Here is a 19369-nt window from a genome sequence, read left to right as displayed (position 1 = left end):
GTAGTGTTATCACAGACAAGGAGAAGACGCCATGAGTGTAGTAACCCAATTTACCCCCGCCACCTCCGCTGAGGCTATCCGCTGGTTCAGCCATAAGCTGCATCTTGAGACCGACTGCGCCGATGTGCACAGCGCCCAGCGTGCCGGCGAGGTCGACTTCGTCCTGCTGCACGTGGTCGGCAGCGAGGAAGCTTTCGCCAGACGTCACCTGCCAGGCGCGCAGCATCTCCCGCACAGCCAGATCACCGCCGAGCGAATGGCGGCCTGGCCGGCGGATACCCTCTTTGTGGTCTACTGCGCCGGGCCGCACTGCAACGGCGCTGACGTTGCCGCGCTGAAGCTGGCCGAGCTGGGGCGGCCGGTGAAAATGATGCTCGGCGGACTCACCGGCTGGGAAGATGAGGGCTATGCGTTTGCTTCCGGTGATTGAAAATTTTTCATGTACCATGAAATATTCTCGTTTGCGACCCACCACTCTGCATGCCAGTATCTGGACATATAGCCATCCAGAAGTCTAAAAATTCAAGTAATGAACTATCACGGTGGGCAACTAACGCGCCCACCGCTAAGGAGACAGCATGCAACGTCAACAGGCCCCGTTCCGCGCAGACATCGTCGGCAGTTTTTTGCGCCCGGACAGCATTAAACAGGCGCGTCAGCAGCTGGCTGAGGGGATTATCGACGCCGCTCAGCTACGCGAGATTGAGAATAACGCGATCCGTCATCTGGTTCAGCAGCAATGCGACTGCGGCCTGCATGTGGTCACCGACGGTGAGTTTCGTCGCGCATGGTGGCATTTCGATTTCTTCGATGGCCTGCAGGGCGTTGAACGTTACGATGCCGAGCAGGGGATCCAGTTCAACGGCGTGCAGACCAAAGCGCACGGCGTTCGCGTCACCGGCAAGCTGGCGTTTGGCGACCACCCGATGCTGGAGGATTTCCGCTATCTGAAAAGCATCAGCGGCGACGCGCAGCCGAAGATGACCATTCCCAGCCCGAGCGTGCTGCACTTCCGCGGCGGGCGGAAAGATATCGATGCCACGGTCTACCCGGATCTTAGCGACTACTTCGACGATCTGGCCACCACCTGGCGCGACGCCATCCGCGCGTTTTATGACGCCGGCTGCCGCTATCTGCAGCTGGACGATACCGTGTGGGCCTATCTGTGCTCCGATGCCCAGCGCCAGCAGGTACGTGAGCGCGGCGAGGATCCGGATGCGCTGGCGCGTATTTATGCCCGGGTGCTGAACCAGGCGCTGGAGGGTAAGCCGGCCGATCTGACGGTGGGCTTGCACGTCTGCCGGGGTAACTTCCGTTCAACCTGGATCTCGGAAGGCGGTTACGAGCCGGTTGCCGAGGTGCTGTTTGGCAGCGTTAATGTCGATGCCTTCTTCCTGGAGTACGACAACGACCGCTCCGGGGATTTCGCGCCGCTGCGCTTTATTCGTCCCGGCCATCAGCAGGTGGTCCTCGGGCTGATCACCACCAAAAACGGCGAGCTGGAGAATCCGCAGGGGGTAAAAGCGCGACTCGCCGAGGCCGCGCAGTACGTGCCGCTCGAGCAGATCTGCCTCAGCCCGCAGTGCGGTTTCGCCTCCACTGAAGAGGGGAATGCCCTCAGCGAAGACCAGCAATGGCAAAAGGTCCGTCTGGTGACCTCCATCGCCGCCGACGTCTGGTAATTGCTTTCTTAGCGCAGCGTTGCACCGTGATGAGGCAACGCTGCCATCCTCTTCGCCACTATCGCCCACCTGCGCCGCATCCCGCTGTTTTCACAACCTGGCACCTTTTTTGCCTTATCACCTCTGGTTAGCTGTTAATTCTTTATTTTTTGCGCTAGTCAGGAGTGAATCATGCAACGTAGAACGTTATTAAAAGCTTTTGCACTCTCCGCCTCTGTTATGGCTATGGGTCTCTCCTTCCAGGCCTATGCCGCCGACACCATCAAAGTCGGGATCATGCATTCGCTCTCCGGGACGATGGCGATTTCCGAAACGCCGCTGAAAGACGTCGCGCTGATGGCCATCGACGACATCAACGCCAAAGGCGGGGTGCTGGGCAAGAAACTGGAGCCGGTGGTGGTCGACCCGGCCTCCAACTGGCCGCTGTTTGCCGAGAAGGCGCGCCAGCTGCTGGCCCAGGATAAAGTGGCGGTGGTGTTTGGCTGCTGGACGTCGGTCTCGCGTAAATCGGTCCTGCCGGTGTTTGAGGAACTGAACGGCCTGCTGTTCTACCCGGTGCAGTACGAAGGGGAAGAGATGTCCCCCAACGTCTTCTATACCGGCGCGGCGCCTAACCAGCAGGCTATCCCGGCGGTGGAATACCTGCTGAGCGAGGACGGCGGCGGCGCTAAACGTTTCTTTCTGCTGGGGACGGACTACGTCTATCCGCGCACCACCAACAAGATCCTCCGCGCCTTCCTGCATGCCAAAGGGATCCAGGACAAAGATATCGAGGAGGTCTACACCCCGTTCGGCTACAGCGATTACCAGACCATCGTCGCCAATATCAAAAAATTCGCCGCCGGTGGCAAAACGGCAGTGGTCTCCACCATCAATGGCGATTCCAACGTACCGTTCTACAAAGAGCTGGCTAACCAGGGTCTGAAAGCGACCGATGTACCGGTGGTGGCCTTCTCGGTGGGGGAAGAGGAGCTGCGCGGCATCGATACCAAACCGCTGGTCGGCAACCTCGCGGCATGGAACTACTTTGAGTCCGTCGATAATCCGACCAACAAAGCCTTCGTCGCCGATTATCGCGCGTATGCCAAAGCGCACAAGCTGCCGAATGCCGATACGGTGGTGACCAACGATCCGATGGAAGCGACCTGGGTGGGTCTGCATATGTGGGCGCAGGCGGTGACCAAAGCGGGCACCACCGATGTCGATAAAGTGCGCGAGGCGATGGCCGGGCAGACCTTCAACGCGCCGTCCGGTTTTACCCTGACCATGGATGCCACTAACCATCATCTGCATAAGCCGGTGATGATCGGTGAAATTGAAGGCAACGGCCAGTTCAACGTGGTCTGGCAGACCGATAAACCCGTTCGCGCGCAGCCGTGGAGTCCGTGGATCCCCGGTAATGATAAGAAACCTGACCATCCGGTGAAAACCGTCAGCCAGTAAGCGCCACGGCCGACGGGGCGGGAGCGTCGCGCCCGTCGGCCGCTGACCAGAGGAGAACGACATGAACGCATTGCGTCTCATGAATGTGTTGGCGCTACTGCTGATCCTGCTGCCATGGCGGGCGCAGGCCGCGGAGGCGGACGACTTCGTTGCCGCCAGTCGCAGCCAGCAGGCGCAGCTGTTGACCCAGTGGGCGGCAGCGCCGCAGGCGGATCGTCTGCCGCTGCTGCGGGCGTTGACCACCGAGAGCCTGGTGATGGACGACGGAAAACATGCTTTCCGCACCCGACAGGGCGGATTACAGCCATTGGGCGCTGTCGCCGCGCCGCAGGGCGAAACCCGGCCGGTCCGTCTGACCAACCGGCTGCGCAATCTGGCTGCCGGCGCGCTGGCCAGCCACCTTATTTTAAGTGACAACGTCACGGAGAGAGCTTCCGCCGCACGAACGCTACAGCGGGAAGCGACTCCGGCCATGGCCGCGCTGCTGCAACAGCGGCTGCAGGCGGAAACCGATGATAATGTGCGGGGTCTGCTGGAGGTGGCGCTGGCTCGCCTGCAGCTCACTCAGCCTGAGGCCAGCGCGCGGCTGGCCGCCGTGACGCTGCTCGGCCATTCCGCGGACCCGGAAACCCAGGCGCTGCTGATCCCCTTTACCGATGCCCAGCATGAGCCGGATGCGGCGGTGCGCGAGGCGGCCAGCGATAGCCTGCAAAAGATCAAACATCGTCTGCTGCTCGGCGATCTGCTGGGCCAGGCCTTTATGGGGCTGTCGCTGGGCTCGGTGCTGCTGCTGGCCGCGCTGGGGCTGGCGATCACCTATGGCCTGCTGGGGGTGATTAACATGGCCCACGGCGAGATGTTAATGATCGGCGCCTACAGCTGCTGGCTGGTACAGCAGGCGCTGGCGCAGCTCGCGCCGCAATGGCTGGCCTTTTATCCGCTGGTCGCGCTGCCGGTGGCGTTTCTGGTGACCGCCGGGATCGGCATGGCGCTGGAGCGCACCATTATTCGTCATCTGTATGGTCGGCCGCTGGAAACGCTGCTCGCCACCTGGGGGATCAGCCTGATGCTTATCCAGCTGGTGAGGATGCTGTTTGGCGCGCAGAACGTGGAGGTGGCAAACCCGGCCTGGCTCTCCGGCGGCGTGCAGGTCCTGCCGAACCTGATCCTGCCGTGGAACCGGCTGGCGGTGCTGGCGTTCGTCCTGCTGGTGCTGTGTTTTACCTGGCTCATCCTGAACCGTACCCGTCTGGGGATGAACGTCCGCGCCGTGACGCAGAACCGGGCGATGGCCGCCTGCTGCGGCGTGCCTACCGGGCGGGTGGATATGCTGGCCTTTGGCCTCGGCTCTGGTATTGCCGGGCTGGGCGGCGTGGCGCTGTCGCAGCTTGGCAACGTCGGGCCTGAACTGGGTCAGGGATACATCATCGACTCGTTTCTGGTGGTGGTGCTGGGCGGCGTCGGCCAGCTGGCCGGCAGCGTGGCGGCGGCCTTTGGGCTGGGCATTTTCAACAAAATTCTCGAACCGCAAATGGGTGCGGTGCTGGGCAAGATCCTGATCCTGGTGATGATTATTCTGTTTATTCAGAAACGCCCACAGGGTCTGTTCGCACTGAAAGGGAGGGTTATCGACTAATGAGCCAACCAATCACCTTAACGCTGGCGCAGCGCGCGCCGCGGCCTCTGCGCTGGCTGGGGATCCTGCTGGTGCTGGGGCTGCTGAGTATGCCATTCCTGGCGCTGCTGCCGGCCTCCCATCCGCTGGCGGTGCCGAGCTGGCTGCTGACGCTGAGCGGCAAAATCCTCTGCTACGCCATTGTGGCGGTGGCGCTGGATCTGGTCTGGGGCTATGCGGGCATGCTGTCGCTGGGGCACGGGATCTTCTTTGCCCTCGGCGGGTACGCCATGGGAATGTACCTGATGCGCCAGGCGGCGGGCGACGGTCTACCGGCGTTTATGTCTTTTCTCTCCTGGAGCGAGCTGCCCTGGTTCTGGTGGGGCACGCAGCATTTCGCCTGGGCGATGGCGCTGGTGGTGCTGGTTCCCGGTCTGCTGGCCCTGGTGTTCGGCTGGTTTGCCTTTCGCTCGAAGATCAAAGGGGTCTATTTCTCGATCATGACCCAGGCCCTGACCTATGCCGGTATGCTGCTGTTCTTTCGCAACGAGACCGGGTTTGGCGGGAATAACGGCTTCACCGGTTTTACTACGCTGCTGGGTTTTCCTGTCACCGCCACCGGCACCCGCGCCAGCCTGTTTATGGCCACGGTTTTGCTGCTGTTGCTGACCCTGTGGCTGGGCGCGGCGCTGGCGCAGAGTAAGTTTGGCCGGATCCTCACCGCGGTGCGTGACGCCGAAAACCGACTGATGTTCTGCGGGTACGACCCGCGCGGCTTCAAGCTGCTGGTGTGGACGCTGTCGGCGGTGCTCTGCGGTCTGGCGGGGGCGTTATATGTCCCGCAGGTCGGGATCATCAACCCCAGCGAAATGTCGCCGACCAACTCCATCGAGGCCGCCATCTGGGTGGCGCTCGGCGGGCGCGGCACCCTGATTGGCCCGGTGCTTGGCGCCGGATTGGTCAACGGTGCGAAAAGCATTTTCACCGTGGCGATGCCAGAGTACTGGCAGCTGTTTCTCGGCCTCATCTTCATCATTGTGACCCTGTTTTTACCCCGCGGGGTGATGGGCCTGCTGCGTCGAGGAGACCGCTAATGCAACCGGATGAAGGACTATTTACCCGCCAGCTGCCCGGCGATCGCTTTCGCGAACAAACCGATCCGGTGCTGCAGCTGGAGAACATCAACGTCAGCTTTGACGGTTTCCGGGCGCTGACGGATCTGTCGCTGGCGATAGGCGTCGGCGAACTGCGCTGTGTGATCGGCCCCAACGGGGCGGGCAAGACCACCCTGATGGACGTGATCACCGGCAAGACCCGGCCGCAAAGCGGCAAAGCGCTCTATGACCAGTCGGTGGATCTGACCACTCTTGACCCGGTGGCCATCGCCCGCCAGGGCATCGGGCGCAAGTTTCAGAAGCCGACGGTCTTCGAAGCGCTGACGGTGGCGGAAAATCTCGCCCTGGCGATGAAGGGGGATAAATCGGTGTGGGCCAGCCTGCGCGCCCGGATAAGCAGCGAACAGGACGATCGGCTGAATGAGGTGCTGCGCCTGCTGCGTCTTGACGGCGAGCGCTACCGCCAGGCCGGTCTGTTGTCCCATGGTCAGAAACAGTTTCTTGAGATCGGCATGCTGCTGGTGCAGGAGCCGCATCTGCTGCTGCTTGATGAGCCGGCGGCCGGCATGACCGATGCGGAAACGGAGTATACGGCGGAGCTGTTTCGTACCCTGGCTGGACAGCACTCCCTGATGGTGGTGGAGCACGACATGGGATTTGTCGAGACCATCGCCGACCGGGTGACGGTCCTGCATCAGGGCCAGGTGCTGGCGGAGGGATCGCTGCGGGAGGTACAGGCCAATGAGCAGGTCATTGAAGTTTATCTGGGACGTTAAGGAGCGCCAATGTTACAGGTGAGTCAGCTACATCAATACTACGGCGGCAGCCATATTTTACGCGGGGTGGATTTTTCCGCCCGCCAGGGCGAAGTCACCTGCCTGCTGGGGCGCAATGGCGTCGGTAAGACCACGCTGCTGAAATGCCTGATGGGGCTGATCCCGGCGCGCAGCGGTGAGGTACGCTGGCAGGATCAGAACATCACCCATCGCAAACCGCACCAGCGGGTGCAGGCCGGGGTCGCCTACGTCCCCCAGGGGCGCGAGATATTTCCGCGCCTGACGGTGGAAGAAAACCTGCTGATGGGGCTGTCGCGCTTTCCCGCCCGCGAAGCGCAGCAGGTGCCGGAGGAGATCTACCAGCTTTTCCCGGTGCTCAGGACCATGAAGCAGCGGCGAGGCGGTGACTTATCCGGCGGCCAGCAGCAGCAGCTGGCGATTGGCCGCGCGCTGGCCAGCCGCCCACAGCTGCTGATCCTTGATGAACCCACCGAGGGGATCCAGCCCTCGGTCATCAAAGAGATTGGCGAGGTGATCCGCCAGCTGGCGAGCCGCGGAGACATGGCGATCCTGCTGGTGGAGCAGTTCTATGACTTTGCCGCCGGACTGGCGGACCACTACCTGGTGATGTCGCGCGGCGCCATCGTCCAGCAAGGCAAGGGTGGTGATATGGAGAGCGACGGCGTGCGCGCCATGGTGACCATCTGACCATGCCGGCGGCGGTCGCGCCGCCGGTTTGCGGCCTATTTGCGCAGCAGCCGCTGCAGGCGCGCCTGGCGCCAGTTTTTAATCCATTCGCCGAACACGAACAGGCGTAATCCTCTCACCACCAGCAGGGCGCCCCAGATCAGGGCGACCCAGCCGGACCAGTAGTACTGTGGATTAGTGAAGCGGTTAAGCACCGCCAGCAGCACGCAAACCACCAGCGCCACCGACAGCGAACGGAAAAAGCGGCTCTCCTGATGCACCCGCGCTTTGGCTTCCTCTATGCGCAGATCCAGTGAGGCTTCCTGGCCCGGCGCGTCTTCCCGCCGGGCTTCGCCGCCGATCTCGGCCACCGTCACCTCAAAGACCGCGGCGAGGGCGCTGAGGGTCTCCAGCCCCGGGCGTTCGCCATTCTCAATGCGCTGGATCGTGCGGACGCTGAGACCCGCCATTTCGGCCAACTGCTCCCGGGACCAGGCGCGCTGCAGCCGTAATTGTTTGACCTGATTGTTGCTGTTCATATTCGTATGCTCCATAACGTTCTGCGGATGTAAACCTGTGATGGAGTATGGTGAACCGGGCCGCCAGCCACCACGACAGCGACCCGACAACGGCCCGACAGCAACCTGACAGCCGCATGCCAGCTGGCGTCAGGCGTTGGCCAGCGGAGAATCCGGTTGCCAGGGGCGGGCATTGATCCCGCGGAAAATCATCAGCCAGGCGGCGACAATCGCCACGATAAGAATGACAAAAAGCGACCAGTGCGGCAGATGGGTGAGGATCAACCCCGTCAGCATCGGGTTGAATGCCGCCCCCAGCCACCCCAGCGACTGGGCGGAGAAGTAGCTGGCCTTCATCCCCGGCGGGGCAATATGGTCAATCAGCATATACTCCCCGGGGGCATAAATCACTTCCCCGAGGGTGAAGATCGCCGCCGAGATCCCCCACGCCCACAGGCTGGCGCCAGAGAACATAAAGCCCACAAGGCCGATCACAAAGCAGACGGTGCCGAAGGTCATCAGCGGGCGGATATTTCTCGCGCTCAGCCGCCGGCCAACCGCGTACTGCAGAGCAACCACCACCGCGGCGTTGACCGGCAGCACCACGGCCACCACTTTCTCGGCGAAATCGCTGCTGGCGACCACCAGCACATACTGCGAGAGACAGGAGGCGAAGGCGCCGCCGACGAAGGAGGCCAGCAGCCCGGAGCAGGTAAACCACAGCAGCGCCCGGTCGCGCAGCAACACCGAAGGCGACCAGGGCGCGGCGCCCGGCTGGGCCGCGGCGGCGTCATCCCGCTGAAGAAACAGCTGAATAAACACCAGCGGAAAGGCGGCGCAGGCGGCCGCCAGCCAGAACGGCAAATTGATACTGTGCATTACCAGCAGGGTGCCGATGGGCGGCCCAACGGTCCAGCCGATGTTGAGGATGGTGTAGTTCAGCGAGAAGATGCGCGCTTTTTTCTCTGCCGTCAGCCGATCGGCGAACCAGGCTTTCAGGACGGTGGAAAAGACCGAGTAGGCGCAGTTGATCAGCGCAAAGAAGATCACCACCAGGAGGGCGTTATTGACCAGCGGTATTGCGCTGAAGCCGAGAATAAACACCAGCACTGACCACACCATATAGCGCTTTTTATCGAACCTGTCAGCGAGGATGCCAAAACCCATGCTGAACAACACCCCAACCACCAGCGCCAGCGACAGGGCATAGCCAATCACATCCACCTCCAGCTGAAAGCGTCGGGTGAGATAGATGGTCATAAACGGCAGTGTGGCCCCGCGGCCGATAGTCAACAGTAACGACGATGCCAGCAGCGCGATGGTGGAGCGCCGGAGAGTGGTGATCATGATTTCCTTGCCTGTCATGTTGTTATAATTTTATGTCTTCGATCACAAATAACACGGTCATTACGCCTTGTACAGGTCATCGCGGTCGACGGGCGCACTTCCGGGCCTGCCAAAAATAATGATCTATCCCGGCGGCCGCTTTTTCGCTACTTTGATTTTGTTCACAAAAATTCCAATAACGACAGAGGCAGGGGTATGACGAGGAAAGATGGACTACTGGCGCTGCTGGTAGTGGTGGTGTGGGGGCTTAACTTTGTGGTGATTAAGCTGGGGTTGCACAATATGCCGCCGCTGATGCTGGCGGGGCTGCGCTTTATGCTGGTCGCCTTCCCGGCGCTGCTGTTTGTCGCCCGGCCAGCTATTCCGCTGCGCCTGCTGCTGGGCTATGGCCTGACCATAAGTTTCGGTCAGTTCGCCTTTCTGTTCTGCGCTATCGGCCTGGGTATGCCGGCCGGGCTGGCCTCCCTTGTGCTGCAGGCGCAAGCCTTCTTCACCATCATCCTTGGCGCCTTCGTCTTTGGCGAACGTCTGCAGGGCAAGCAGCTGGCGGGGATCGCCCTGGCGATCTTTGGCGTGCTGGTGCTGGTGGAGGGCAGCCTTGGCGGGGAGCATGTGCCGCTGGTGGGCTTTATGCTGACCCTCGCGGCGGCGCTCAGCTGGGCCTGCGGCAATATTTTCAACAAGAAAATCATGTCCCAGGCGAGCCGGCCGCCAATCATGTCGCTGGTGGTCTGGAGTGCGCTGATCCCGGTGCTGCCGTTTATGCTGGCCTCATTGTTGATCGATGGTCCGCAGACCATGCTGGCGAGTCTGCAACACATCGATCTGCTAACGATACTGTCGCTGCTTTATCTGGCGTTTATCGCCACTATCGTCGGCTATGGCATCTGGGGATCGCTGCTGGGGCGGTATGAAACCTGGCGGGTGGCGCCGCTGTCGCTGCTGGTGCCGGTGGTGGGAATGGCCAGCGCTGCGCTGCTGCTCGGGGAGACGCTGAGCGGACTGCAGCTCACCGGGGCGGTGCTGATTATGGCCGGGCTCTACATTAATGTCTTTGGCTTACGTTTGGTGCGGCCTGGCATGGCGCGCGGATAAAAAAAAGCCCCGGAGACGGGGCTATACACAATTATGCGTGTAATGGCATCACAGGTCGTGCTGCTGGTAGTACGGCACGCCAAGTTCGTCAGATTTATCATTACCAGCCGCCATATGATTGAAATCAAACGGCGAATCATTATGTTCGGAAGGGATAATCATTGTATCACGCTGGTTTTGACGCACCGGCGTGGTGTTTTGCTCCGCATAGCTGAGGCTGGAGGCCAGCGACAAGAGTACGATAGCTGCGGCAGCGAATAGTTTCATGATTTCCTCAATACGTCTTTTATAGTGCAGGCGATTAACATCAGTTATTTAGCGGATGTAGATAGCGGGATTCGCCAGGTACATTCGTTATGCGATACTTGTGGGGCGGAACATCGAAATAGTTCTTGAACGTTCGCGTCAGGGTCTGCTGCGACTCGAAACCATAGCGTTCCGCCAGGTACAGGATTGGCTCATTGCTCTGCTTGAGCTTCTGCGCAATCTCCGTCAGCTTGCGGCTGCGGATGTACTGGCCGAGGGAATGGCCGGTCTCTTTCTTAAACATACGTTGCAGGTGCCACTTAGAGTAACCGGAGCGCTCAGACACTTTTTCCAGCGACAGGGGCGATTCCAGGTTATCCTCGATCCACGACAAAATACTATGGATAGTGATGGCGTCATTATTACGTCTGGACATCATCTTACCTCTTCTTATTTTTACGGCAGGACCTTCTTGAGCAGTTGCTCAAGCATGGCGACTTCGTCCGCCGACAGATTTTTCGTTAACTCCTGGTGTAACTTCTGACCCACAACCTGATGACACTGCTCGCAAAGGGCTGCGCCGTCCGGCGTCAACTGCACCAGCACGCCGCGCTTGTCAGCGGGGTTGGGTAACCGTTCAATCCAGCCTTTGCACGCCAGGCGGTCGAGCATGCGCGTCATCGCGCCCGGGTCGACGGAAAGCACGGTTTTCAGCTCAACGGGGGTAATACATACTTCGCAACGAATGGAGCAGAGCACGCGAAACTGGGTCGCGGTAATATCCATAGGTGAGAGGTAGTCATTGAGCAGGCGATCTTTTTTCTGGTTAACCATCTGGATCAAGCGACCCAGCGGGATCATTTCATTAAACAGGTCGCTGGTACTTTTCATAATGGTTGCCCAGGCAAGTAATTAGTTGCAGGTGATACTATTGCCCAGGCAATCATAAGTCAACATTATGAATTGGCCGATGCCACGATTTGCTAAAATGGAAAAGTACGATGTGGGTCACTCTTTATGATTTTTCTAACGCTTGTTATTTTTTTGCAGAAGTGATTTATCAGCAGGCTGGCGTCAAATTTGTTGAAGCCGATATACTCACGGAATGAAACCATTCTTAAAAAATGAATATTAACGGGACTTTAATTAACTATGTTCGATTTGTTTAAAGCAATAGGGCTCGGCCTGGCGGTGCTTTTACCGCTGGCGAATCCACTCACAACCGTGGCGCTGTTCCTTGGCCTGGCCGGTAATATGAACAACGCCGAGCGTAATAAACAGGCGTTAATGGCATCGGTGTATGTCTTCGCCATCCTGATGGTGTCGTGGTATGCCGGTCAGGTGGTGATGAATACATTCGGCATATCAATACCTGGGCTGCGTATCGCCGGCGGATTGATTGTGGCCTTTATCGGTTTCCGCATGCTGTTTCCCCAGCAAAAAGCCCACGATTCGATGGAAGCGAAGATCAAATCGGAAGAACTGCAGGATGAACCGACCGCCAATATCGCCTTTGTGCCGCTGGCGATGCCAAGCACCGCCGGTCCGGGCACCATCGCGATGATTATTAGCTCCGCCTCGACCGTTAAGCACGGCGTGGACTTCCCGGAGTGGGTGGTGCTGGCGGCGCCGCCGATCATCTTTTTGCTGTTAGGGGTGATTCTGTGGGCTTGTCTGCGCAGTTCCGGCGCGATTATGCGTCTGGTTGGCAAAGGCGGCATCGAGGCCATCTCGCGACTGATGGGCTTTCTGCTGGTCTGCATGGGCGTGCAGTTTATTATTAACGGCGTGCTGGAGATCATTTCGACCTGGCATCCCTGACCGCCCGCGATGCGCAGAGAAAAAAAGCCCGCCGGCGCGATACCGGCGGGCTTTTTTGTGCGACGGAATCAGGAGTGGTGCGGCTGATGGTCTTCCAGCGATACCGGCCAGCGACGGAATATCATCAGCGACCAGACCAGCGCGACCAGCGCCGGAATGGCGCCGACGTAGCCGACGGAGGCCATGGAAAGATGCAGACTCACCTGGCTGCCGACCAGCGCCCCGGCGCCTATGCCGATATTAAAGATGCCCGAGAACAGAGACATGGCGACGTCGGTGGCATCCGGAGCGGAGGCCAGCACTTTCACCTGCATGCCGAGACCGATAATCATGATCGCCACCCCCCAGAAGATGCTGAGCAGCATCAGGTGCTGCGGGTTATGCGAGGCCGGCAGCAGCAGCAGCAGGCAGGCGAGCAGCAGGGCAATCGCCAGGCTTATCAGCCCCGACGCGTGCTGGTTACCGAGTTTACCGAACAGAATGCTGCCGATAATACCGGCCCCGCCAAGGATCAGCAGCAGTACGGTGGCAAAGTTGCCGCTCAGGCCCGCTACCGTCTGGACAAAGGGCTCGATATAGCTGTAGGCGGTATAATGAGCGGTCACCACCACCACGGTCAGAATGTACACGCTGACCAGCGCCGGGCGGCGGAACAGCACCGGCAGGCTTTTCAGCGAGCCAGAATGTTCGCTCGGCAGGGTCGGCAGCAGTTTTACGAGGCAGGCCAGGGTGGCTAACGCGCCGAGGCCGATCGCCAGGAAGGTCATCCGCCAGCCAAAGTACTGGCCGATAATGCGCCCGATCGGAATACCAAACACCATCGCCAGCGCGGTACCGGTGGCGATCAGGCTCAGCGCCTGCGCCCGTTTGCCCGGCGGGGCCATGCGGATGGCCAGTGCCGACGTTATCGACCAGAACACTGCATGCGCAAAGGCGATACCAATGCGGCTGATCACCAGCACGTCAAAATTCCAGGCAAAAAACGACAGGACGTGGCTGGCGATAAACAGAATAAACAGGCCGATAAGCAGGCGCCGGCGCTCCACTTTGCTGGTCAGCAGCATAAACGGCAGCGACATTAACGCCACCACCCATGCGTAGATGGTCAGCATCATGCCCACCTGGGCGGTTTCCATGCCGAAGCTGTCGGCAATATCCGACAACAGACCGACCGGGGCAAACTCTGTGGTGTTAAAAATAAACGCGGCGATGGCCAACGTCACGACACGTAGCCACGCTACCTTGCGTGAGACCGTATTCGTAGTCATAAGCTCTGGACTGGTGATTCAGGGAAAGATGTGACGCTGATCTTAAAACGATTGTTGGCGAGAAGACAATCATTTTGTGATCTGCGTCTCATTTCATCGCAAGGGGCTGGCCGCGGTTAAGCGATTAATTTTGCTATGGATAGTGTCAAGGGGACGCTTTTATGTCATGTTGAAGGAAAGTAAAAAAAGTAAGGACAGGGTATGCAGGAAATTCAATTTTATCTGGTCGATGCTTTCAGCGATAAAAACTTTGGCGGCAATGCCGCGGCCGTCTGCCCGCTCAGCGAGTGGTTAGCCGACGATGTGCTCCTGAAAATGGCCCAGCAGCATAATCAATCCGAAACGGCTTTCTTTGTCCGTACCGACGAGGGCTATGAGCTGCGCTGGTTTACCACACTCGCTGAGATCAATCTCTGCGGCCACGCGACCCTCGCCGCTGCGCACGTTATTTTCGAATATCTCGACCATCCTTCGGCGACGATTCTCTTTAGCACCCGTTTTGTTGGTGAGCTGCGGGTCACCCGCAATGGCGACTGGCTGACGCTCGATTTCCCGGCGTGGTCGACCTCTCCGGTGGAAAACCCGCCGGCGGATCTGCTGACCGGGCTAGGACTCGAGGCCGCCGTTGAAGTTCGGGAAGGGCGCGATTATCTGGTGGTGCTGGCGGATCGCCAGCAGGTTGAAGCGGTGCGACCGGATATGGCGCGGCTGCGAACGCTTGGCAAAATGATCTGCGTCAGCGCGCCGGATGAAGAGTATGACTTTGTCAGCCGCTTCTTCTGCCCGGGAGAAGGGGTGCCGGAAGATCCGGTCACCGGCTCCGCCCATAGCATGCTGATCCCCTGGTGGGGCGAGAAGCTGGGGAAAACCACCATGATGGCGCGCCAGGTCTCCGCTCGCGGCGGCGACCTGCGCTGCCAGTGGCAGGGCGACCGTGTGCTGATTAGCGGCCAGGCCACCACCTATATGCGCGGAACGGTTTACCTGCGTTAATCATCGCCCCCGCGTCGCCCCGGGGAGCGGTAATCTACTTCCGCTCCCCGGGTGCGACATAGCATCAGGCCAGCGATGCGCCGCCACACATCACCAGCTCCTGTCCGGTCATCGCCGATGCGCCCTCGCTCAGCAACCAGCTCACCAGAGAGACCACTTCCTGCGGAGTAATGAGTCGCCCAAGCGGCGGAAGCCGCGGCGGGGAACTTTCTCTGCCTGGCTGATGAAGCATCGGCGTATCGGTTGCGCCGGGGGCCACGACGTTGACCGTCACCCCGGCAGGCGCCAGCTCTGCCGCCCAGCTCCTGGCGAGAGCGACCAGCGCGGCTTTGGTGGCCGCATACTGCGAGCGACCAGCGGCGCCTCGTGACGTACGGCTTCCCAGCAGAACGATCCTCCCGCCTGGCCCCATGGTCGGGGCGAAGTGATTGACCAATGTCTGAGCAGCATCGACGTGTAAACGCCACAACGACTCGCTGCGCTGAGGGTCCAGATTACCCAGGGTGGCGGCCGCCATTGAACCCGCGGCGTGAATGATGGCCTGAGGGGGTTCAATCTGCTCCAGCGCCGCCAGCAGCGCGCTGCGTTGGCTGACGTCGACCATCAGATGGCGAAAGTTCGGCTGTGAGAAGGGCGGCAGCGAACGGCTCATGCCGATCACCTGCCAGCCGTCCGCCAGCAACTGCCTCACCACTGCGGCGCCGATCCCGGAGCTGGCCCCGGTTACCATTGCCCGCTTCATCGCGCCTCCAGCATCTCAGCGGGGATTTTGAATACTGCCTTTCTGACCGGCGCTGGCGTCGAAACCGCACACAGCGCCTGGTGCGGTTCGCCGGGGTAAAAGACCGCGAAGTCGCCGGGACGCAGCAGAATAGAGACACTCTCCGGGGCCGGCTGACATATATAGAGGTCGGGCTTAAGCTCATGATCTTCCGGGCGCATCGCGGGAGCCATGCCCGCCTGGATGCGCTCCTCGCCGGCCAGGATGACCTGAACATCCGCCCACTGGCGATGATATTCCGTATGCCGCTCGGCCGCAGGCTGGGTTTGCACCACGCTGAGGGTGCAGAACCACGGCGCATCGTCGGGCTGGAAGCGGCCATTCTCTCTGGCACTGAGGGCGGCCAGCGAACAGGCCTCGCTGCTCAATAGCTGCTTTAACGCCGGCGGCAGACCAGCCTGCTGCAGCGCCTGCAGATTACCGATAATCATGCGCTTTCTCCTTTTACCCACTGTGGCGAGACACGAACATACTTGATCGCCTGGCGATACCAGGTGTAGGCGATATGCAAATTACCGTCTGCTCCCTGTTTGATGCTGGGGTAGGAGAACTCCCGGTTCAGCTTCTGCTCCGAATTATTGGTCATGCAGTAGCCGTCACCCTCATCGAGATTGCGCAGCCACGGCCAGCTTTCACCACCATCGGCTGAAATAGCGACGGTCATCGGCGCGCGTGGTGCGCCCCAGAAGGCGCTTTTCCCGGTCGCTTCCGGCTCCCTACGGCCATCGTCGTCAGCAATTTCATCATACAGCGAGGCGCGGCGTTCCGTGGCGCCGGCGGCGCTCATATTATTGAACACCAGCGCCAGTTCACCATTGTCCAGGGGGGTCGCCTGAATGGACGAGTTGTTGTTCGGAAGCGTCGTCGGTACCGGCGCAGACCAGCTCTCTCCCTGGTCGCTGGACTGGCTGAACCAGATATGATCCGCCCAGCGGCTGCGGAAGAAGGCTGCCAGTCTGCCGTCCGGAAGCGGAGTGATACTCATATGGACACAACCCAGGCTCTCCGGGACCGCCACGTCACGCCAGCTTTTTCCGCAGTCTGAAGAGATCTTCACCGCGCTGACGTCATTGTTACCCACCCATTTCTCGCCGGGTTCGGTACGGCAGTAAAAGACCGGCAGCAGCCAGTTGCCGTCAGACATAACGCTTATTGGCTGGCGAATAAAGGTACCCGGCTGATCCAGCAGCGTATCGATGGCCCCCCAGCTTCGTCCGCCATCGTGGGAGAGGCGGTAGCGCACAATGGCGGTATCCTGGTTTCCGGCAAATTGCGCTGTCCACAACAGCCACAGCACGTTATCGGGCGCCTGAAACAGCACCGGGTTTTGTTCTGAGCGGTCTGGGTCATCAGATAGCTTGACCGCCTCACTCCAGCGGTCACTGCCGGGGGCTAACCGCGATCCCCAGATAGAAATATCGGCTTTTCCCTCCTGGGAGCCGCCAAACCAGACGCACATCAGGCTGCCGTCATCCAGCGGCAGCAGATTGGCGGCATGGTTCTGCGGGCAGGCGCAGGGAAGCATTGCCCATGCGATGTGTTCATCTTGCTGGTGTTGGCGAATGACGCCGTCAAAAGGCGGAATTACGGTCATGTTTTATACTCCACGTTGCTCAACTGGGGCGGGGGATGGTTGTGATTTATTTGGGATCAGGCGGTCAATCACCATGATGATGGCCGGGGTCGCCAGGGCGACATACATGTTATTGATGCCGAACGGGTCGCCGAGTAAATACCAGACGGACGTCACCACACAGGCGCCGATCAGGCCGGCATTCGCGCCCCGAGTGCTTCTGAAGAAGGGGGCATAGAAGGCGATGACCGCCACCACGGTAATGGAGAGGCGAATGGCGCGGGTAAAGAAGGAGAGTTTCAGCACCTCCGGTACCAGCAGCACAAAGATCAGCGGCAGGAAGCCGATAATTAGCGACGCCCAGCGTGTGGCTCTGAATTCCTGGTCCGGCGTTGGGTTGCGCCATGGTACGTAAAAATCCTTCACCACCAGCGAGGCAATGGCCAGGGCTACGGTACTTACGCTGACGAAAATCGATGCCACAAGTGACGTTGTCACCAGACCTGCCAGCCACGGGTTCATGTCCTGCAGAAAGACCGGGAGGGCATACAGGCTGTTGATCTCGGGATGCAGGTATTTCGCCGCGACGCCGATAATGGCGATGGCAAAGGCGATAGGCAGGCAGAAAAAGAAGGCGATCCAGGTGGAGCGTTTCGCTGACCGAACGTCTTTGGTTGAGCTAATGGCCTGAATGACAAACTGGGTGCAAAAAATGGAGCCGATAGTGCCGATGAGCCAGGCGAAGATCGTGCCAGCACCAATGTTGCCATCCCATGTCCAGTAATAATCCGGCATCTTCTCCATCATCGGCGAGAAGCCGCCGGTTTTGGACAGGGCAAAACCCAGAATGATCAGCAGACCGGCGTATTTCAACGCGCTGTGTAACATGGTGACCCAGGCGACGCCCTTCATGCCGCCGAACGCGAAATAAAAGGTACTCACAATGGCGGTAATAAAGGCGGCTACCGGTAAATTCACTTTTAATACGGTGGAGATGGCTGCGGCACCGCTGACGTAATTGCCCACGTTAACCAGCAGCAGCGCATAAATCATAATCAGGGAGATAATATTTTTGGTACTGTTGCCATATTTTTCAGCGATGGCGCCGGAAATGGTGATTTTTCCGGTGTTATAGATGCGTTTCACCAGGATTAAACCGAACAGCGGAAAGCCGATGGCTGCCCCCAGCACGGACCACGAGGCGGCAATTCCGCTCTCAAAGGCGGCCTGGGCAGTACCGATGGTCGATTTGGCGCCAATATATTCTGACATCAGTAATATACCGACAATAAAGGCCGGCATGGCGCGCGAGCCTTCCATAAAATCCCCGGAATTTTTACTACGAATACGGAATGTCAGCCAGGTGGTAAACAGAATATAGGCAATAACAATGCCGACAATAATAAAGGTATCTTCAGCGGTAAAATGATTCATCTTAGCCTCTCTCTGGGCGTACGAATCCTGGGCACGGCGGTACCCGGTCTGTTTTATTAAAAAAGCGCAGCAAGTATTACGCTAAATAACGAGCGATGATGTCGCGTATCTGCTGCAGCTGGTGGTCACTAAACTGCACCGCGTAGCGGCTGTCGCCCACCTCGTGACCCATTAGCTGCAGGGCTTTCTTCACCGCCGCAGGCGAGAACGCCACTTTATACAGATCGGTGCGCAGGCCCGTTACCTGCTCCTGGGCCTGGCGCGATCCGGCGATATCCCCGGCGTGAAAGCGCGACCAGATGGCGTTAATTTCAGCGGGGGCGACGTTAGCAAGCCCCGAGATGCAGGCCGAGCAGCCGTCGACGAATCCCTGATGGATAAGCGAGTCCGGTCCGTTCAGAACGTCGAAACCGTCGATATCGCGCACCGCGTCGAGAAAGCCTTTCAGGCTGTCGTAGCTGCCGGCGCTATCCTTAATGCCGACGATATTCTCGTGGCGGGCCAGCTGGCGCGCGGTCTCCGGGGCAATAGTGTTCCCGGTGCGGGCGGGAATGTTGTAAAGAAAGAGCGGGACGCTCAGCGCGTCGGCGATCGCCGTATAGTGGTTAATCAGCTCTTCCTGCTTCAAGGGCACGAACCACGGGGTAATGGCCGATACCGCGTCAACTCCGAGGCGGGCGATATGCTGGCCCAGCCGGCGCGTCTCCCGGGTGGAAACCTCCCCAATATGGGCCACCACCGGCGCGCGACCGGCCGCCTCTTCCACGCAGGTTCTGGCGACGGCGATCTTCTCTTCCTCATTGAGGACAAAAAACTCGCCGTTGGTGCCGCCGCAGAAAATACCGTTGCCTGCGGCGAGCTGGCGCTGCACCTGCTGGCGTAGCGCCGGCAGGTTAAGCGCTCCCTCGGCGGTAAAGGGAGTGACAATGGCGGTGAGTACGCCGCTAATAGCTTTCCTCATTTAACTTTCTCCTG

22 protein-coding genes are annotated in these 19369 nt (G+C 59.6%); 11 read left to right on the top strand and 11 right to left on the bottom strand.

The genetic code is table 11. From position 1 onward, the window contains the following. Nucleotides 1-31: 31 nt before the first annotated feature. From AB1E37_RS12935 to urtE, 7 genes are all read left to right on the top strand, one after another. Nucleotides 32-430, top strand: coding sequence for a rhodanese-like domain-containing protein (locus tag AB1E37_RS12935; RefSeq protein WP_025862031.1), 399 nt, complete (start codon nucleotides 32-34; stop codon nucleotides 428-430). Nucleotides 431-578: 148 nt separating this feature from the next. Continuing rightward, nucleotides 579-1682, top strand: a complete 1104-nt coding sequence (locus tag AB1E37_RS12930) for a cobalamin-independent methionine synthase II family protein (protein ID WP_004148338.1) — start codon at nucleotides 579-581, stop codon at nucleotides 1680-1682. Nucleotides 1683-1853: 171 nt separating this feature from the next. Further along, nucleotides 1854-3125, top strand: coding sequence for an urea ABC transporter substrate-binding protein (gene urtA / locus AB1E37_RS12925; RefSeq protein ID WP_004176249.1), 1272 nt, complete (start codon nucleotides 1854-1856; stop codon nucleotides 3123-3125). 61 nt (nucleotides 3126-3186) lie between these two features. Continuing rightward, nucleotides 3187-4761, top strand: coding sequence for an urea ABC transporter permease subunit UrtB (gene urtB / locus AB1E37_RS12920; RefSeq protein WP_004179758.1), 1575 nt, complete (start codon nucleotides 3187-3189; stop codon nucleotides 4759-4761). Further along, nucleotides 4761-5834 (top strand): urea ABC transporter permease subunit UrtC, encoded by a 1074-nt coding sequence (gene urtC, locus AB1E37_RS12915; RefSeq protein ID WP_004148341.1) that lies wholly within the window; start codon nucleotides 4761-4763, stop codon nucleotides 5832-5834. The genes urtB and urtC overlap by 1 nt, the downstream gene beginning before the upstream one ends. Next, nucleotides 5834-6631, top strand: coding sequence for an urea ABC transporter ATP-binding protein UrtD (gene urtD, locus AB1E37_RS12910; protein WP_004148342.1), 798 nt, complete (start codon nucleotides 5834-5836; stop codon nucleotides 6629-6631). Before urtC ends, urtD begins: the two co-directional genes overlap by 1 nt. 9 nt (nucleotides 6632-6640) lie before the next feature. Next, the gene (urtE, locus tag AB1E37_RS12905; protein WP_004176246.1) at nucleotides 6641-7339 is read left to right on the top strand and encodes an urea ABC transporter ATP-binding subunit UrtE; all 699 of its coding nucleotides are present in this window, start codon (nucleotides 6641-6643) and stop codon (nucleotides 7337-7339) included. A 35-nt stretch (nucleotides 7340-7374) separates the two neighbouring features. Here urtE and AB1E37_RS12900 read toward each other — a convergent pair whose 3' ends face one another. Both AB1E37_RS12900 and ydeE read right to left on the bottom strand, forming a co-directional pair. Continuing rightward, the gene (locus AB1E37_RS12900; protein ID WP_117116803.1) at nucleotides 7375-7857 is read right to left on the bottom strand and encodes a helix-turn-helix domain-containing protein; all 483 of its coding nucleotides are present in this window, start codon (nucleotides 7855-7857) and stop codon (nucleotides 7375-7377) included. 129 nt (nucleotides 7858-7986) lie between these two features. Then, entirely contained in the window at nucleotides 7987-9183 is a 1197-nt protein-coding gene (ydeE, locus tag AB1E37_RS12895) for an efflux MFS transporter YdeE (protein ID WP_023313140.1), read from the bottom strand. 195 nt (nucleotides 9184-9378) lie between these two features. Between ydeE and eamA the strand changes: the two genes are divergently transcribed. Further along, nucleotides 9379-10278, top strand: coding sequence for an O-acetylserine/cysteine exporter (eamA, locus tag AB1E37_RS12890; protein ID WP_004143566.1), 900 nt, complete (start codon nucleotides 9379-9381; stop codon nucleotides 10276-10278). A 48-nt stretch (nucleotides 10279-10326) separates the two neighbouring features. Here the strand turns inward: eamA and marB are convergent, their stop codons facing one another. The 3 genes from marB to marR are packed head-to-tail and all read right to left on the bottom strand — an operon-like array spanning nucleotide 10327 to nucleotide 11415. Next, nucleotides 10327-10545 carry a multiple antibiotic resistance protein MarB gene (gene marB, locus AB1E37_RS12885; RefSeq protein ID WP_002904394.1) on the bottom strand — a complete coding sequence of 73 codons (219 nt, stop codon included), beginning with the start codon at nucleotides 10543-10545 and terminating at the stop codon, nucleotides 10327-10329. Between the two features lie 40 nt (nucleotides 10546-10585). Next, nucleotides 10586-10960 carry an MDR efflux pump AcrAB transcriptional activator MarA gene (gene marA, locus AB1E37_RS12880; RefSeq protein WP_002904397.1) on the bottom strand — a complete coding sequence of 125 codons (375 nt, stop codon included), beginning with the start codon at nucleotides 10958-10960 and terminating at the stop codon, nucleotides 10586-10588. A gap of 20 nt (nucleotides 10961-10980) precedes the next feature. Next, entirely contained in the window at nucleotides 10981-11415 is a 435-nt protein-coding gene (gene marR, locus AB1E37_RS12875; protein ID WP_004143563.1) for a multiple antibiotic resistance transcriptional regulator MarR, read from the bottom strand. Between the two features lie 89 nt (nucleotides 11416-11504). Here marR and AB1E37_RS12870 point away from each other — a divergent pair, with 89 nt between their 5' ends. Next, a complete protein-coding gene (locus AB1E37_RS12870; RefSeq protein WP_004217987.1) occupies nucleotides 11505-11633 on the top strand; it encodes a hypothetical protein in 129 nt (42 codons plus the stop codon). Nucleotides 11634-11676: 43 nt separating this feature from the next. Beyond that, nucleotides 11677-12345, top strand: a complete 669-nt coding sequence (locus AB1E37_RS12865) for a MarC family NAAT transporter (RefSeq protein WP_002904403.1) — start codon at nucleotides 11677-11679, stop codon at nucleotides 12343-12345. 68 nt (nucleotides 12346-12413) lie between these two features. Here the strand turns inward: AB1E37_RS12865 and AB1E37_RS12860 are convergent, their stop codons facing one another. Then, nucleotides 12414-13613, bottom strand: coding sequence for a sugar transporter (locus AB1E37_RS12860; protein ID WP_002904407.1), 1200 nt, complete (start codon nucleotides 13611-13613; stop codon nucleotides 12414-12416). Nucleotides 13614-13814: 201 nt separating this feature from the next. Between AB1E37_RS12860 and AB1E37_RS12855 the strand changes: the two genes are divergently transcribed. Continuing rightward, the gene (locus AB1E37_RS12855; RefSeq protein WP_004183975.1) at nucleotides 13815-14606 is read left to right on the top strand and encodes a PhzF family phenazine biosynthesis protein; all 792 of its coding nucleotides are present in this window, start codon (nucleotides 13815-13817) and stop codon (nucleotides 14604-14606) included. A 64-nt stretch (nucleotides 14607-14670) separates the two neighbouring features. Here the strand turns inward: AB1E37_RS12855 and AB1E37_RS12850 are convergent, their stop codons facing one another. The 5 genes from AB1E37_RS12850 to AB1E37_RS12830 all read right to left on the bottom strand — a co-directional run bounded on the left by AB1E37_RS12850 (nucleotide 14671) and on the right by AB1E37_RS12830 (nucleotide 19355). Next, the gene (locus AB1E37_RS12850; RefSeq protein WP_032447551.1) at nucleotides 14671-15348 is read right to left on the bottom strand and encodes an SDR family NAD(P)-dependent oxidoreductase; all 678 of its coding nucleotides are present in this window, start codon (nucleotides 15346-15348) and stop codon (nucleotides 14671-14673) included. Beyond that, complete coding sequence (locus AB1E37_RS12845; RefSeq protein WP_004190215.1) at nucleotides 15345-15818, bottom strand: YhcH/YjgK/YiaL family protein; 474 nt, start codon at nucleotides 15816-15818, stop codon at nucleotides 15345-15347. Before AB1E37_RS12845 ends, AB1E37_RS12850 begins: the two co-directional genes overlap by 4 nt. After that, a complete protein-coding gene (locus AB1E37_RS12840) occupies nucleotides 15815-16981 on the bottom strand; it encodes an exo-alpha-sialidase (RefSeq protein WP_004183980.1) in 1167 nt (388 codons plus the stop codon). The genes AB1E37_RS12845 and AB1E37_RS12840 overlap by 4 nt, the downstream gene beginning before the upstream one ends. A 3-nt stretch (nucleotides 16982-16984) precedes the next feature. Further along, nucleotides 16985-18394 (bottom strand): sodium:solute symporter family protein, encoded by a 1410-nt coding sequence (locus tag AB1E37_RS12835; RefSeq protein ID WP_004151621.1) that lies wholly within the window; start codon nucleotides 18392-18394, stop codon nucleotides 16985-16987. A gap of 76 nt (nucleotides 18395-18470) precedes the next feature. Next, a complete protein-coding gene (locus AB1E37_RS12830; protein WP_032447552.1) occupies nucleotides 18471-19355 on the bottom strand; it encodes a dihydrodipicolinate synthase family protein in 885 nt (294 codons plus the stop codon). Nucleotides 19356-19369 lie beyond the last annotated feature (14 nt).

The sequence above is a fragment of the Klebsiella sp. Shm-1 genome (assembly GCF_040804525.1).
Lineage (GTDB): Bacteria > Pseudomonadota > Gammaproteobacteria > Enterobacterales > Enterobacteriaceae > Klebsiella > Klebsiella pneumoniae.
This window is presented reverse-complemented; position numbering and strand designations above follow the sequence as displayed.

Excerpts from the sequence above, each read along its gene's own strand:
- AB1E37_RS12935 (WP_025862031.1), top strand. The coding sequence starts at position 32 with ATGAGTGTAGTAACCCAATTTACCCCCGCCACCTCCGCTGAGGCTATC.
- AB1E37_RS12930 (WP_004148338.1), top strand. The coding sequence starts at position 579 with ATGCAACGTCAACAGGCCCCGTTCCGCGCAGACATCGTCGGCAGTTTT.
- urtA (WP_004176249.1), top strand. The coding sequence starts at position 1,854 with ATGCAACGTAGAACGTTATTAAAAGCTTTTGCACTCTCCGCCTCTGTT.
- urtB (WP_004179758.1), top strand. The coding sequence starts at position 3,187 with ATGAACGCATTGCGTCTCATGAATGTGTTGGCGCTACTGCTGATCCTG.
- urtC (WP_004148341.1), top strand. The coding sequence starts at position 4,761 with ATGAGCCAACCAATCACCTTAACGCTGGCGCAGCGCGCGCCGCGGCCT.
- urtD (WP_004148342.1), top strand. The coding sequence starts at position 5,834 with ATGCAACCGGATGAAGGACTATTTACCCGCCAGCTGCCCGGCGATCGC.
- urtE (WP_004176246.1), top strand. The coding sequence starts at position 6,641 with ATGTTACAGGTGAGTCAGCTACATCAATACTACGGCGGCAGCCATATT.
- AB1E37_RS12900 (WP_117116803.1), bottom strand. The coding sequence starts at position 7,857 with ATGAACAGCAACAATCAGGTCAAACAATTACGGCTGCAGCGCGCCTGG.
- ydeE (WP_023313140.1), bottom strand. The coding sequence starts at position 9,183 with ATGATCACCACTCTCCGGCGCTCCACCATCGCGCTGCTGGCATCGTCG.
- eamA (WP_004143566.1), top strand. The coding sequence starts at position 9,379 with ATGACGAGGAAAGATGGACTACTGGCGCTGCTGGTAGTGGTGGTGTGG.
- marB (WP_002904394.1), bottom strand. The coding sequence starts at position 10,545 with ATGAAACTATTCGCTGCCGCAGCTATCGTACTCTTGTCGCTGGCCTCC.
- marA (WP_002904397.1), bottom strand. The coding sequence starts at position 10,960 with ATGTCCAGACGTAATAATGACGCCATCACTATCCATAGTATTTTGTCG.
- marR (WP_004143563.1), bottom strand. The coding sequence starts at position 11,415 with ATGAAAAGTACCAGCGACCTGTTTAATGAAATGATCCCGCTGGGTCGC.
- AB1E37_RS12865 (WP_002904403.1), top strand. The coding sequence starts at position 11,677 with ATGTTCGATTTGTTTAAAGCAATAGGGCTCGGCCTGGCGGTGCTTTTA.
- AB1E37_RS12860 (WP_002904407.1), bottom strand. The coding sequence starts at position 13,613 with ATGACTACGAATACGGTCTCACGCAAGGTAGCGTGGCTACGTGTCGTG.
- AB1E37_RS12855 (WP_004183975.1), top strand. The coding sequence starts at position 13,815 with ATGCAGGAAATTCAATTTTATCTGGTCGATGCTTTCAGCGATAAAAAC.
- AB1E37_RS12850 (WP_032447551.1), bottom strand. The coding sequence starts at position 15,348 with ATGAAGCGGGCAATGGTAACCGGGGCCAGCTCCGGGATCGGCGCCGCA.
- AB1E37_RS12845 (WP_004190215.1), bottom strand. The coding sequence starts at position 15,818 with ATGATTATCGGTAATCTGCAGGCGCTGCAGCAGGCTGGTCTGCCGCCG.
- AB1E37_RS12840 (WP_004183980.1), bottom strand. The coding sequence starts at position 16,981 with ATGACCGTAATTCCGCCTTTTGACGGCGTCATTCGCCAACACCAGCAA.
- AB1E37_RS12835 (WP_004151621.1), bottom strand. The coding sequence starts at position 18,394 with ATGAATCATTTTACCGCTGAAGATACCTTTATTATTGTCGGCATTGTT.
- AB1E37_RS12830 (WP_032447552.1), bottom strand. The coding sequence starts at position 19,355 with ATGAGGAAAGCTATTAGCGGCGTACTCACCGCCATTGTCACTCCCTTT.